At 67.1% G+C, this 13569-nt stretch carries 15 protein-coding genes; 11 read left to right on the top strand and 4 right to left on the bottom strand.

Annotation, left to right across the window (positions count from 1 at the left end):
- Window positions 1-111 precede the first annotated feature (111 nt).
- Window positions 112-978, top strand: a complete 867-nt coding sequence (locus tag E1263_RS38665) for a nucleoside hydrolase (RefSeq protein WP_132176783.1) — start codon at window positions 112-114, stop codon at window positions 976-978.
- Between the two features lie 64 nt (window positions 979-1042).
- Here E1263_RS38665 and E1263_RS38660 read toward each other — a convergent pair whose 3' ends face one another.
- Entirely contained in the window at window positions 1043-1762 is a 720-nt protein-coding gene (locus E1263_RS38660) for an IclR family transcriptional regulator (protein ID WP_132176781.1), read from the bottom strand.
- Between the two features lie 132 nt (window positions 1763-1894).
- On the opposite strand from E1263_RS38660, the gene leuC reads away from it, so the two are divergent.
- From leuC to E1263_RS38640, 4 genes are all read left to right on the top strand, one after another.
- Entirely contained in the window at window positions 1895-3325 is a 1431-nt protein-coding gene (gene leuC / locus E1263_RS38655) for a 3-isopropylmalate dehydratase large subunit (RefSeq protein ID WP_132176779.1), read from the top strand.
- 14 nt (window positions 3326-3339) lie between these two features.
- Complete coding sequence (gene leuD / locus E1263_RS38650) at window positions 3340-3939, top strand: 3-isopropylmalate dehydratase small subunit (protein WP_132176777.1); 600 nt, start codon at window positions 3340-3342, stop codon at window positions 3937-3939.
- A gap of 235 nt (window positions 3940-4174) precedes the next feature.
- Window positions 4175-5335 (top strand): magnesium/cobalt transporter CorA, encoded by a 1161-nt coding sequence (gene corA / locus E1263_RS38645; RefSeq protein WP_132176775.1) that lies wholly within the window; start codon window positions 4175-4177, stop codon window positions 5333-5335.
- Between the two features lie 178 nt (window positions 5336-5513).
- Window positions 5514-6113 (top strand): HU family DNA-binding protein, encoded by a 600-nt coding sequence (locus E1263_RS38640; RefSeq protein WP_132176773.1) that lies wholly within the window; start codon window positions 5514-5516, stop codon window positions 6111-6113.
- 98 nt (window positions 6114-6211) lie between these two features.
- On the opposite strand, the gene E1263_RS38635 is transcribed toward E1263_RS38640, so the two are convergent.
- Together E1263_RS38635 and cofC are read right to left on the bottom strand one after the other, a co-directional pair.
- The gene (locus E1263_RS38635) at window positions 6212-6418 is read right to left on the bottom strand and encodes a hypothetical protein (protein WP_132176771.1); all 207 of its coding nucleotides are present in this window, start codon (window positions 6416-6418) and stop codon (window positions 6212-6214) included.
- A gap of 2 nt (window positions 6419-6420) precedes the next feature.
- Window positions 6421-7092, bottom strand: a complete 672-nt coding sequence (gene cofC / locus E1263_RS38630) for a 2-phospho-L-lactate guanylyltransferase (protein ID WP_132176769.1) — start codon at window positions 7090-7092, stop codon at window positions 6421-6423.
- Between the two features lie 16 nt (window positions 7093-7108).
- On the opposite strand from cofC, the gene E1263_RS38625 reads away from it, so the two are divergent.
- The 3 genes from E1263_RS38625 to E1263_RS38615 are packed head-to-tail and all read left to right on the top strand — an operon-like array spanning window position 7109 to window position 9794.
- Window positions 7109-7891, top strand: coding sequence for a lysophospholipid acyltransferase family protein (locus E1263_RS38625; RefSeq protein WP_132176767.1), 783 nt, complete (start codon window positions 7109-7111; stop codon window positions 7889-7891).
- Window positions 7888-8889, top strand: coding sequence for an NAD(P)H-dependent glycerol-3-phosphate dehydrogenase (locus tag E1263_RS38620; RefSeq protein WP_132176765.1), 1002 nt, complete (start codon window positions 7888-7890; stop codon window positions 8887-8889). Before E1263_RS38625 ends, E1263_RS38620 begins: the two co-directional genes overlap by 4 nt.
- A complete protein-coding gene (locus E1263_RS38615; protein WP_132176763.1) occupies window positions 8886-9794 on the top strand; it encodes an aminoglycoside phosphotransferase family protein in 909 nt (302 codons plus the stop codon). Before E1263_RS38620 ends, E1263_RS38615 begins: the two co-directional genes overlap by 4 nt.
- On the opposite strand, the gene E1263_RS38610 is transcribed toward E1263_RS38615, so the two are convergent.
- Window positions 9781-10896 carry an ROK family transcriptional regulator gene (locus E1263_RS38610; RefSeq protein ID WP_132176761.1) on the bottom strand — a complete coding sequence of 372 codons (1116 nt, stop codon included), beginning with the start codon at window positions 10894-10896 and terminating at the stop codon, window positions 9781-9783. The genes E1263_RS38615 and E1263_RS38610 overlap by 14 nt on opposite strands.
- A gap of 72 nt (window positions 10897-10968) precedes the next feature.
- On the opposite strand from E1263_RS38610, the gene E1263_RS38605 reads away from it, so the two are divergent.
- The 3 genes from E1263_RS38605 to E1263_RS38595 all read left to right on the top strand — a co-directional run bounded on the left by E1263_RS38605 (window position 10969) and on the right by E1263_RS38595 (window position 13430).
- The gene (locus E1263_RS38605) at window positions 10969-12048 is read left to right on the top strand and encodes a Gfo/Idh/MocA family protein (RefSeq protein ID WP_238161956.1); all 1080 of its coding nucleotides are present in this window, start codon (window positions 10969-10971) and stop codon (window positions 12046-12048) included.
- Window positions 12049-12060: 12 nt separating this feature from the next.
- Window positions 12061-13068: a sugar phosphate isomerase/epimerase family protein gene (locus E1263_RS38600; RefSeq protein WP_132176759.1), complete on the top strand. Its 1008-nt coding sequence runs from the start codon at window positions 12061-12063 to the stop codon at window positions 13066-13068.
- Window positions 13069-13181: 113 nt separating this feature from the next.
- Window positions 13182-13430 (top strand): hypothetical protein, encoded by a 249-nt coding sequence (locus tag E1263_RS38595; protein WP_132176757.1) that lies wholly within the window; start codon window positions 13182-13184, stop codon window positions 13428-13430.
- Window positions 13431-13569 lie beyond the last annotated feature (139 nt).

Here is a 13569-nt window from a genome sequence, read left to right as displayed (position 1 = left end):
GGCTCAAAGATGGGGTTCGGAGGGTTGGGGGATCGTCCGGTGGGGGTGCTCGTGATGACTTATGGTCGGCGGTACTCGTCGAGTGGCGGAGTCCAGTAGGGAGTGACCTTGATGCGGCGACTGATGCTCGACACCGACATTGGTTCTGATGTCGACGATGCGATGGCCTTGGCCGTGATCCTCGGCACTCCGGGCCTGGAGCTGGCCGCGATCCACACCGTGTACGGCGACACTCGCCTCCGCGCACAGCTGGCCCGCCGGTACGGCGCTCTGGCAGGCCGCGACCTCACTGTCGTGGCCGGTGCCGCGGAACCGCTGTCGGGGCGCGAAGTGTGGTGGGCAGGGCACGAGGGCACGCTGCACCAGGATCTGGGGGCAGAGACGTTCGTACCGGGCAGTGCGCCCGAGGACTTGGTTGCGCGACTGCGGGCCAGCCCTGGTGAGCTTGATGTCGTTGCGATCGGTCCACTGACCAATCTGGCGGCCGCACTCGAGCTGGAGCCGCAGATCGCGCGGTGGATCCGCCATCTGTGGGTGATGGGCGGCCACTTCGCTCCGGAGGCCGAGCCCGAGCACAACTTCAAGTGTGACGACGTGGCTGCGCGGGCTGTTCTTACTGCAGGAATCCCGACGACCATCACGGCGCTTGAGATCACACAGCAGGTCACCATCGGAGCCGAACTGCTCGAACGCATTCGCGCCGCCGGCCCGCTCGGCGCTGCGCTTGGTGCAGATATCGAGCAGTGGTGGGCCTATTGGAACGAGAGCTGGAGCGTGCCGCACGACCCGATCGCGGTGCTGACCTTGTCCCGGCCGGATCTGTTCACCCTGTCCGAACCCGGCCGGATCACCATCGCGGACGGTGGCCTCAGCATGTTCACCCCGGACCCGGCGGGCAGCGTGCAGATCGTCACTGAGCTCGACGCCACCGCCGTGGCTGAGGAAGTCACCGCGCGGATCGTTGCGGCCCAGCAATAGCGCAGTAATACAGACAACTGGCCGCCTCCGATCGGGAGACGGCCAGTTGGAGTTGGACTCGGAGTTACTCCGAAGCGCGGCGCAGGGCCTCGGAGAGACGCTCGGCCGCGGCCATGACGGCCGGGGCGTGCATGCGGCCGGGCTGACGGGACAGGCGCTCGATCGGGCCGGATACAGAGACAGAGGCAATCACCTTGCCGCTGGGGGAGCGGACCGGCGCAGAGACTGAGGCAACACCCTGCTCACGCTCACCAACCGAGTGCGCCCAGCCGCGGCGGCGGACGCCGGCCAGCGCGGCGGCGTTGAAGGTCGCGTTGTGCAGACCACGGTGCATGCGCTCCGGGTCTTCCCAGGCAAGCAAGATCTGAGCAGCTGAGCCGGCTGCCATGGTCAGCTGGCTGCCCACCGGGACGGTGTCGCGCAGACCGGAGGGGCGCTCGGCCGCTGCGACACAGACGCGGTACTCACCTTGGCGGCGGAACAACTGGGCCGACTCACCAGTGATGTCACGCAGCCGTGCGAGGACCGGACCGGCCGTTGCGAGGAGACGATCCTCACCGGCAGCGGAGGCCAACTCGCTGAGTCGCGGGCCGAGCACGAAGCGTCCCTGCATGTCCCGGCCGACCAGCCGGTGGTGCTCGAGAGCCACCGCAAGGCGGTGTGCCGTCGGTCGGGCCAGCCCCGTGGCCGCCACGAGTCCGGCCAGGGTCGCCGGTCCGGACTCGAGTGCGGACAGAACGAGAGCTGCTTTGTCGAGCACGCCGACTCCGCTAGAGTTGTCCATGGGACGATATTGCCGTCTCGAATCGTGGAACGCAAGTCACTCGGATTTCCGAGCGAGAGCACTGTGCCGCCCGGATCGGGCGCACTGTGAGCGAGAGCACCCCCTCACCATAAAATCTCAAAGGAGAGTCTGATGGGTAGGACGTTGTCGGAAAAGGTCTGGGATGCACATGTCGTGCGCCATGCAGACGGAGAGCCCGACCTCCTTTACATCGACCTCCACCTGGTGCACGAGGTCACGAGTCCGCAGGCTTTCGACGGCCTGCGGCTGGCTGGCCGCCCGGTACGGCGCCCTGATCTGACGATCGCGACCGAGGACCACAACGTCCCGACGCTCGATGTGGACAAGCCGATCGCCGACCTGGTCTCCCGCACGCAGGTGGACACACTGCGCAAGAACGCCAAGGAGTTCGGGATCCGGATCCACACCCTCGGCGACCCGGACCAGGGCGTCGTGCACGTGATCGGCCCGCAGCTCGGCCTGACCCAGCCCGGGATGACCGTGGTCTGTGGTGACAGCCACACCTCCACACACGGCGCTTTCGGGGCGATTGCCTTCGGCATCGGTACCAGCGAGGTCGAGCACGTGCTGGCGACGCAGACGCTGATGCAGGCCCGCCCGAAGACGATGGCGGTCACGGTCGATGGCGTTCTGCCCGACGGTGTCTCGGCCAAGGACCTGGTGCTTGCGCTGATCGCGCAGGTCGGCACCGGTGGCGGCCAGGGCTACATCGTCGAGTACCGCGGTGAGGCGATCCGTGCGCTCAGCATGGAAGCGCGGATGACGATCTGCAACATGTCGATCGAGTGGGGCGCGAAGGCCGGCATGATCGCGCCGGACGAGACGACGTACTCGTATCTGAAGGACAAGCCGCACGCGCCGCAGGGCGTCGACTGGGAAGCCGCTGTCGAGTACTGGAACAGCCTGGCCACCGACGACGACGCCTCCTTCGACCGCGAGATCTCGTTGCGCGCCGAGGACATCGCGCCGTTCGTCACCTGGGGCACCAACCCCGGCCAGGGCGTGCCGCTGTCGGCCAACGTGCCGTCGCCGGACGACTTCGACGACGAGAACGAGAAGGTCGCCGCCACGCGCGCCCTGGAGTACATGGGCCTCACCGCCGGTACGCCGCTGCGCGAGGTGCGCGTGGACACGGTCTTCCTGGGTTCTTGCACCAACGGCCGGATCGAGGACCTGCGCGCCGCGGCCGGCGTGCTCGCCGGGCGGAAGGTTGCCGACGGCACCCGGATGCTCGTCGTACCGGGCTCTGGCCGGGTGCTGCTGCAGGCCGAGTCGGAAGGTCTGGACAAGATCTTCAAGGACGCCGGGGCCGAGTGGCGTGGCGCGGGATGCTCGATGTGCCTGGGGATGAACCCGGACACGCTGGCTCCCGGCGAGCGCAGCGCCTCCACGTCGAACCGCAACTTCGAAGGCCGGCAGGGCAAGGGTGGCCGCACGCACCTGGTTTCGCCGCTCGTTGCCGCCGCCACCGCAGTCCTGGGGACGCTTGCCGCTCCCACCGACCTGCAGCCGCTGGACGTACCTGTCCCCGAGAACGTCTGAGGAGCTCAAGAATCATGGATGCCTTCACCCAGCACATCGGTACGGCGGCTCCGTTGCGCCGCAGCAACGTCGACACCGACCAGATCATCCCGGCCGTGTACCTGAAGCGGGTCACCCGGACCGGCTTCGAGGACGGCCTGTTCGCTGCCTGGCGCAACGATCCCGAGTTCGTCCTGAACAAGCCGGAGTACGACGGCGTCTCGGTGCTGGTGGCCGGGCCGGACTTCGGCACCGGATCCTCGCGTGAGCACGCGGTCTGGGCGCTGATGGACTTCGGTTTCCGGGTTGTCGTGTCGGCACGGTTCGGCGACATCTTCCGTGGCAACTCGGGCAAGGCCGGGCTGCTGGCCGCGCTCGTCACCGAGGACGTCGTCGAGCAGTTGTGGGCAACGGTCGAGAAGGACCCGGGCACCAAGGTGACCGTCGACCTCGAGGCCAAGACGATCTCCGCCGGTGAGCTGTCGGCGCCGTTCGAGATCGACGACTACACGCGTTACCGCTTGCTGAACGGGCTCGACGACGTCGGCATCACCTTGTCCCACGAGGCCGACATCTCGACGTACGAAGCGACTCGGCCGGCCTTCAAGCCGGCCACGCTGCCGGCAAAGGCATAGGGCTAAGGAGGATCGCCCCTGTAACGCTTGGCGCTGCAGGGGCGATAACTCTGGTGTTACCCTGGCGTGGTTGTCAGAACAAGGCTTGCGAGACCGAGGAGGTGGGGCACTGATGAACATCAGCAGCGAACCCTCCAGACCTATGGGTCTCGCCTGACTTTCTCTCCACGTGCAGTAGTGGTCAGGCAGACGTGACATGCGCTCACTCACCTGAACCACCGCACCTGGAGGACTCATGTCCGACCTTCGCCTGCGCACTTTTCGCGCATTCAGCCGTACTCCGTCACTGCGCGCTTCCGCGCGGAAGCACGCCGTACCGGCTCCTGTGATCGAGCCGCCGGTCGAGAAGACCCGCGAGAAGACGTTGCCCAAGGGGCACAGCGTCGTCGACAGCGCCATCTACTGCGACGGCCGCCGGATCGCCTCGCCCGACACCCTGGCCGAGACCTATCGCGTGCTGCACAACGCGCCGCGGGGCCTGGCCTGGATCGGCCTGTATCGCCCGGACCAGCGCGAACTCAACTCCCTGGCCAGTGAGTTCGACCTGCACGAGTTGGCCGTCGAGGACGCCATCCAGGCCCACCAGCGGCCGAAGCTCGAGCGGTACGGCGACACGTTGTTCGTCGTACTGAAGGCTGCGCGGTACCGGGACGCGACCGAGGAGGTCGAGTTCGGCGAGGTGCATGTGTTCGTCGGCCCGGACTTCGTGGTGACGGTCCGGCATGCCGAAGCGCCCAACCTGGCCGCCGTACGGCGTCGGGTCGAGCACGACCCGGATCTGCTCAACCTCGGGACCGAAGCGGTTCTCTACGCGATCATGGACAAGGTCGTCGACGGTTATGCGCCGGTGGTCGCCGGGCTTGAGAACGACATCGACGAGATCGAGACCGAGGTGTTCCGCGGTGATCCGAAGGTGTCGCGGCGCATCTACGAGCTGTCCCGTGAGGTCATCGAGTTCCAGCGCGCGACCCGGCCGCTGGTCGGCATGCTGCAGCAACTGCGCGGTGGTTTCGACAAGTACGGCGTCGACGAGGAGCTGCAGCGTTATCTGCGCGACGTCGCCGACCACGTCACCGGAGTGGTGGAGAAGGTCGACGGATTCCGCGAACTGCTGCGCGACATCCTGACGGTGAACGCGACGCTGGTGGCCCAGCAGCAGAACGAAGAGATGAAGAGTCTTGCGCTGGCCGGCACCGAGCAGAACGAAGAGGTGAAGCGGATCTCTGCGTGGGCTGCGATCCTGTTCGCACCGACGCTGATCGGCACCGTCTACGGGATGAACTTCGACAACATGCCGGAGCTGCATTGGCAGTACGGATACCCGTTCGCGATCGGCCTGATGGGGTTGGTGTGTGTCGGTCTGCACCAGATCTTCAAGCGCCGCGGTTGGCTCTAGCCGAGCTCGGAAACGGGCCAAAACCTCGCAGGAACACCGGATTCGGGCGATTTGTGGCAAGAATCGCCTAAAAACAAGCCGAAATGCCGCGTGGGTGTTTGGCAATGGCCTGTTGAGTCCATAACGTTCCTGTGAGATCGAGCGCTGTGCTCGACACCCAGTTCACGGAGGGAAGACAGTGAACAAGAGCCAGTTGGTCGAAGCGCTCGCAGTGCACTTCGACGGAAACCGCCGCCAGGCTCAGCACGCCCTGGAGTCGATCATCGACACCATCCAGCGCGAGCTGACCAAGAAGGGTGGCAAGGTCGCCATCACCGGTTTCGGTGCCTTTGAGGCCATCGACCGCCCGGCCCGCCTGGTCCGCAACCCGCGGACGAACCAGGTCCTGAAGGCGAAGAAGACGGTTGTTCCGAAGTTCCGCGCGGGTGCGGAGCTGAAGGCCGTTGTCTCCGGTGCGAAGAAGCTGCCGAAGCTCGTCGCCCCGAAGGCCACCGCGACCGCCACCAAGGCGGCCGCTCCGGCCAAGAAGGCTGCGCCGGTCAAGGCCGCCGCAACCAAGACCGTAGCCAAGAAGGCGCCGGCCAAGGCCGTTGCCAAGAAGGCTGCTCCGGTCAAGGCCGCCGCCAAGAAGGCTGCGCCCGTCAAGGCCGCCGCCAAGAAGGCTCCGGCCAAGAAGGCTGCTCCGGTCAAGGCAGTAGCCAAGAAGGCGCCGGCCAAGAAGGCCCCCGCCAAGAAGGTTGCCGCGAAGAAGGCTCCGGCCAAGCGCGCTGCACGCTGAAGTAACTAGCACGACGGCAGAAGGCCGGTCTCTCCACTCCAGGAGCGACCGGCCTTCGCTTGTTCCCACAAGGAACCGTGCTTGTTCAGGGCAACCTTTTAGAGGACGGTGGCGAACTCGACTTTCGTGATCGCGAGGCTCGCAGCGGATCCGGAGGTCTCGATCCGGACGCGTTGCCCCACGCGCAGGAAGCGAACCGGAGTGTTCGCGATCGCGTGCACGGTGAAGGGGAGCTCGATCCCGGTGTCGGTGAGGACTGCGCCGGAGAAGTTCTCGCTGTCGTAGCGGCTCACGGTGGCTTGCATGGTCAGCAGGCTAGACCTTCGGACCCGATGGCGGAACCCAGCACCAGCGACATGACATCGGCGGTCGCGGGACCAACACCCAGTTGTACGGCGTGCGCCAGATCGGCCGCGGTGTCGACGTCACGCCGTACCGAGTCGATGCCGGTCAGGTCGATCGGGATCGCGCCGGATGCCTGGTGGGCCAGGGCGGAACCGACGCCGAAGCGGGGATCCAGCGCAACGCCGGGCGCGGCCGCGAGCATCGTCGTACCGGTGCCTGGTTCGTCGATCACGAACGATCGCGCTGCTGTGCAGGCCGCGAGGACTGCTGTGAGCTCGGCTGGACGCAACGCGGGCAGGTCGGCCGACAACGCGGCCACACCGTGCCCTGGGAAGCGCTCAGCGGCTCGTGCAGCGCCGTGCCGGAGCGCGGCGTTGAGGTCGGCACCAGGAACATCCGGCACGACGACGGCGCCGATTGCGGTCACATCCGCAGCCACCACCGGATCGTCGGTGACGACCAGAACCGCCCGCACCAGACCCGAAGCCAGCGCCGCCGCAGTAGTGTCGACAGCGAACGCGCGCGCGAGCTCCGGCCGGTGTTGCGGGTAGGCCGCAGCCAGCCGGCTCTTCGCGATCGCCGTACGCTTCACCGGGATCGCCAGGATCCAGGGAACGACCTGTAGGTCTGCCATCAGGCAGGATTCTCCCATGGCGGAAAGCAGTGACCAGCACCAGGAGGCAGTAGTGGACGGCCAGCAGAGCGACCCCAGGCCACGGCGGGGCTTCTGGTTCGGCGTGGTGGTGGCGCTCGTCAAACCGTTCATGCTGACCTGGACCAAGCCGGTCTTCACCGGCCGGGAGAACATGCCCCGGACCGGCGGCGTCGTTTTCGTCCCGAATCACATCTCCCATTTCGACCCGTTCGTGCTCGGCTTCTTCGTCTGGGAATGCCGCCGGATTCCGCGGCTGCTCGGCAAGGCGTCGTTGTTCAAGCTGCCGATCGCCGGCCGGATCATCACCAGTGCCGGCCAGATCCCGGTGCATCGCGATTCCACCCAGGCCGCGGATGCATTCCGCGACGCAGTGGCAGCAGTCGAACGCGGTGAGTGCGTCGGTGTTTATCCCGAAGGCACCATTACCCGGGACCCGGAGCTGTGGCCGATGAGCGGGAAGACCGGGGCGGCGCGGATTGCGTTGATGACCGGGGCGCCGGTGATTCCGATCGCGAACTGGGGCGCGCAGGAGATTCTGCAGTCCTACACGGGCAAGATCCGGGTCCGGCTGCTGCCGCGGAAGACCGTGCTGGCGCGCGCCGGAAAGCCGGTCGACCTGAGCGCGTTCCAAGGCAAGCCGATCACGAACCAGCTGTTGCACGAGGCAACCGAGGTGATCATGCGGGCGCTGGCCGAGACGCTGGGCGAGTTGCGCGGTGAGACCCCGCCGGCAGAACTGTTCGATCCGCGCAAAGCCCGTCGTGAGGAGAGCGAATGACCAAGGTTGCAGTGTTCGGTGCGGGGTCCTGGGGGACAGCGTTCGCCACGGTGCTGGCAGGCGCGGGGAACCAGGTTTCGTTGTGGGCCCGGCGGCAGTCGGTGTGCGACGTGATCAACACCCAGCACGAGAACCCGGACTACCTGCCGGGGATCCGGTTGTCCGAGGCGATCACTGCGACCCATGATCCGGCCGCGGCGGCCGAGGGCGCGGAGGCCGTCGTACTGTCGGTGCCTTCGCAGTCACTGCGGGAGAACCTGCGCGACTGGGCCGGTGTGCTGCCGGACGCCGTACCGCTGGTGAGTTTGATGAAGGGCGTCGAGGTCGGTACGACGCTGCGCATGTCCGAGGTGATCGCGGAGCTGACCGGCGCCGGGCCGGAGCGGATCGCGGTCGTATCGGGGCCGAACCTGGCGCGCGAGATCGCCGAAGGGCAGCCTGCTGCTGCGGTGGTTGCTTGTGCGGATGAAGGTACGGCGCACCGGCTGCAGAAGCTGTGTCACTCGGGGGCGTTCCGTCCTTATACGAACACCGATGTTGTCGGGTGTGAGTTGGGTGGCGCGACGAAGAACGTGATCGCGCTGGCTGTCGGGATGGCCGTCGGTTTCGGCTTCGGCGACAACGCGCGGGCCTCGGTCATCACGCGCGGTCTCGCCGAGACGGCACGGCTGGGTGCAGCGTTGGGCGCTGACGAGCACACGTTCTCTGGGCTCGCAGGGCTTGGTGACCTGGTGGCCACGTGCTCATCTCCGTTGTCCCGCAACCGGACCTTTGGCGAGAAGCTTGGTCAGGGCATGACGGTGGCCGAGATCGCGGGTGCAACCCGCCAGGTCGCGGAGGGCGTCAAGTCGTGTTCGTCGATCACCGAGCTGGCGCATCGGCACGACATCGAGATGCCGATCGCTGAAGCCGTCTCCAAGGTTGTGGCGGGGGAGATGACCCCGAAGGACATGCTGTTCAGTCTGGTCTCGCGGTCGGCGAAGGCGGAGCGCTGGTGATCCCGTCAGCCTTCGCGGCCGCCACCATCAACCGCGAAGGCGACAAGGGCGAGGCCTGGTTGGCTGTGCTGCCCGGGATCGTCGACGAACTGACCGAACGCTGGAGCTGCACCTCCGACGGTGACTGGATGCACGGCGAGGTCGGCGTGATCGTCCCCGTACGACGTGCTGGCGAACCGCTGGTGCTCAAGGTGTCGTTCACCCACCCAGGTAACGTCCACGAACCAGACGCCTACGAAGCTTGGGCCGGTCGGGGCGCAGTCCATTTGCACGAACGCGCCGATGAGCACTACGCGATGCTCCTCGAACGAGCCCACCCCACAACCTTGCGTGATTCAGGTGCAGACGTCGCGATGGTCGGCGGTCAGATGAGCCGCCTGCTGATGCGGCCGGCACCTGCAGGTCTTCCTCGGTTGCAGGATCGGGCTGACGAGTGGGCTGAGGAACTGCAGAAGGACGTTGCGGAGTTTGCTGGAGCGCTGCCTGACCTGGTGGTTGACCGGGCGTTCGGGGTGATCGACGAACTGGTGCGGGAGCAGCCCGCCGTACTGATTCATGGGGATCTGCATCACCGGAACATCTTGAGTGCGGATCGGGAGCCTTGGCTGGCGGTTGACCCCAAGGGGCTGATCGGGGACCCGGCGTACGACGCGGTGACGTTCCTGAAGGCTCGGACGCTCGTGTTGGTGAACGGCGATCTGCTCGCGGGGATGGAACGGGAGCTCGCGGCGTACTGCGAAGCGGCGGAGCTTGACCTGACCCACGTGCGGCGGTGGATTCAGCTTGAGATGGTGCGGACGGCGTACTGGGTGCGACGGTACGGCGTCGGCGCGGTCCGGCGTGGAGACATCGCGCAGGATCCGGCGGTGCAGATGATCGACGAGCTGGCGATCAACTGGGTGTGACGAGGACGTGCTGCTGGACGAGGATGGCGGCGCCGCGGAGGGCGGCGTCGTACGGGGATCTGGTGGTGGTGACGTGCAGGCCGGTCGTGGCCAAGGGCAACGATCTCGCGTAGATGGTTTCGCGGATGCCGGCCAGGAGCTGGTCGCCGGCTTGGGACAGCGAACCGCCGACGACGATCACGGACGGGTTCAGCAGACTGACGGCAGCGGCGAGGACGGTGCCGATCTCGCGCCCGGCCTGGCGAACGGCAGTGGTGGCCGCGGTGTTGCCGGCGCGGACGAGTTCGACGATGTCGTGACTGCCGTCGACGCCGAGTTTCGTAGCCAGGGCTGCGGCTGAAGCGACCGCCTCCAGGCAGCCGGTGTTGCCGCAGCGGCAGAGCTCAGTGTGACCTGGTGTCTGGACGTGTCCGATGTCCCCGGCCGCGCCTTGCGCGCCGCGGTGCAGGCGGCCGCCGCTGATCACACCGGCGCCGATACCGGTGGCGACCTTCACGAACAGCAGGTGCTCGACGTCGGCGTACTCGGTGGCATGCTCACCCAGCGCCATGATGTTCACGTCGTTGTCGACCAGCACCGGTCCGGGCAGCTCACGGCTCAGGCGGCCGGCGACGTCGTACGAGTCCCAGCCGGGCATGATCGGCGGATGGTTCGGCCGCCCGGTCGAGTGCTCGACCGGGCCCGGCAGACCGACGCCGGTGCCGACCAAGTCTCTTCGTGAACGTCCGGCAGCCTTCAACAGCGACAGGCCGGTACGGACGACCTCCGCCAGCACGACTTCCGGTCCCTCGGCGATATCCAGCGGGACAGTCGACCGCTCGACGATCTCGCCGGTCAGGTCGGTCAGCGCGACCGACAGGTGGCTGGCGCCGACATCGGCCGCCAGGATCAGCCGAGCCGCCGGATTGAGCCGGAACCGGGCCGGTGGTCGCCCACCCGTCGAAGCGGCCTCACCCGACGGTACGACGAGCCCGGAGGCGAGCAAGGTCTCGATCCGACCGGTTACCGTCGATCGGGCGAGACCGCTGGAGTCGATCAGCTCGGCGCGGGTCCGCGGGCGCCCGTCGAGCAGCAACCGCAAGATCGTGTCGGGCTCGCTCATGGTGACTTCTGTCCTTCGGGTGCTGGACTTTTGCTTGACAGGGTTCAAAAGTGTCACATAGCGTCCTTCCACGTGTCCACCAACAAGCTCAGAGTCGGAATTGTCGGCGGCGGGTTCATGGGCCGGGTGCACGGCAGATCGGCGCTGGTCTCCGGCGCTCAGATCGTCGGGGCAGTCGGATCGAGCCCAGCGCGAGCCGAGGCGGCAGCCGAAGCGTCCGGCGCCGAGCGCGGGTACGAGACGCTCGCCGACCTGCTGGCCGCTGACGTCGACGTGATCCACGTCTGCACGCCGAACAACACCCACCTCGAGGTCACCCTGCAGGCGATCGCCGCAGGCAAGCACGTGATCTGTGAGAAGCCACTGGCGACCTCTGTGGCCGATGCGACCGGGCTGGAGGCTGCTGCGCACGAGGCGGGCCTGGTGGGCGCCGTACCGTTCGTCTATCGCTACCACCCGATGGTGCGCGAGCTGCGTGCTCGGCTGGCCGCGGGTGAGGCCGGTGAGATCACCAGCCTGCACGGTTCGTACCTGCAGGACTGGCTGGCTGGTGCTGACGACCAGAACTGGCGAGTGGACGACTCCACCGGCGGGCCGTCGCGCACCTTCGCGGACATCGGCTCGCACTGGTGCGACCTGACCGAGTTCGTCACCGGGGACCGCATCGCTGCGATCAGTGCGCAGTTGCGGACCGTCCGGTCGCAGCGTGGTGGCGTCGAGGTCCGCACCGAGGACCTGGCCACCGCCCAGTTCCGCACTGAAGCCGGAGTGGTCGGCACGATCGTCGTCAGCCAGGTGGCGGCCGGTCGCAAGAACCGCCTCTACCTGGAGGTCTCCGGGACCGAGGGGAGCTTCGGCTTCGACCAGGAAGACCCCGACCGGCTGTGGGCAGGCCGCCGTACCGCCTCCCAGATCCTGACCCGCGACCCCGACACGCTGAGCCCCGGTGCGGCCCGGGTGAACCGGCTCCCGGCCGGCCACGCCCAGGGCTACCAGGACGCGTTCGACTCATTCGTCGCCGACAGCTATGCCGCCGTACTGGGTGATCGCCCGGACGGCCTGCCCGATTTCGCCGCTGGGGCGCGATCCGCCCAGCTGATCGACGCCGTACTGCGCTCAGCTGCTGCGGACAGCAGCTGGATCATCGTCTAAGGAGCCTGTCAGATGCCACGCCCGATCACACTGTTCACCGGTCAGTGGGCCGACCTGCCGTTCGAGGAGGTCTGCCAGTTCGCCTCCGAGGCCGGGTACGACGGGGTGGAGATCGCCTGCTCCGGCGACCACTTCGACGTACAGCAGGCAATCGACGACGACTCGTACGTCCAGACCCGCAAGGACATCCTGGCCAAGTACAACCTGAGCGTCTACGCGATCTCCAACCACCTGGTCGGCCAGGCGGTCTGCGACAACCCGATCGACTTCCGCCACCAGGCCATCGTGCCGTCCCGCATCTGGGGTGACGGCGACGGCGAGGGCGTCCGGCAGCGCGCCGCCGAGGACCTGAAGAACACCGCCCGCGCCGCCGCCAAGCTCGGCGTCGACACGGTGATCGGCTTCACCGGTTCCTCGATCTGGCAGTACGTCGCGATGTTCCCGCCGGTGCCGGCTTCGACGATCGACGCGGGCTACCAGGATTTCGCCGACCGCTGGAACCCGATCCTCGACGTGTTCGACACCGAAGGTGTTCGCTTCGCGCACGAGGTGCACCCGTCGGAGATCGCGTACGACTACTGGACCACCACGCTGGCCCTCGAGGCGATCAACCACCGCCCCGCCTTCGGCCTCAACTGGGACCCGTCGCACATGGTCTGGCAGGACATCGACCCGGCCGCGTTCCTCTGGGACTTCAAGGACCGCATCTACCACGTCGACTGCAAGGACACCCGCATGCGCGTCGGCGGCGGCCGCAACGGCCGTCTCGGCTCCCACCTGCCCTGGGGCGACCCGCGCCGCGGCTGGGACTTCTACTCCACCGGCCACGGTGACGTCGCGTGGGAAGACTGCTTCCGCGTCCTGAACTCGATCGGCTACACCGGTCCGATCTCCGTCGAGTGGGAAGACGCCGGCATGGAGCGCAAGGTCGGCGCCGCCGAAGCCGTCAACGTCATCCGCGCCCTGGCCTTCGACAAGCCCACCGCGGCCTTCGACGCCGCCTTCGCCACCGACAAGTAGGGGCTGGCGAACCTTTAAGGCGCGTTCCCCGGCAGGCCTTGAGCACGGCTCAGTCACTTTCGCGGCCGAGATGTGGCTGGTGGGTGCTCAAGGCGCCGGGGCATACTCGGTTCATGACTGATTGGGACACGCTCCGGGCGCTGGCCGACGAAGGTAACGAGAAGGCGGCCGGGAAACTGGCCGACCTGGCTGATGAGCGCTCCGACATCGACACCCTCAACGAACTCCTCGACGAAGGCAACGACCGCGCCGGCGAGCACCTCACCCGCCGAGCCGCCGCCGCCAAGGACCTCCTCGAGCTCCAACGCATCAGCGACGCCGGCTACGCCGAAGCCGAAGAAGTCCTCAACGCCCTGCTCTGAGTGCTGTGCATTTGGGGCTCTTCTGACGCATCTGTGGGTTCTGCGCGGGTCGGAAATGGGTGCACGCCGTTCTCTGTCTAGGTTTCTGGCTTGTCGAGAGTCAGGAACTTTAGAGCGGAGAACGGCGTGCGTTGGGTCA

Source organism: Kribbella antibiotica, assembly GCF_004349055.1.
In the GTDB taxonomy this organism is placed as follows: domain Bacteria; phylum Actinomycetota; class Actinomycetes; order Propionibacteriales; family Kribbellaceae; genus Kribbella; species Kribbella antibiotica.
Note: the sequence above shows the minus strand (reverse complement) of the source record. Positions and strands in the feature narration are given on the sequence as shown.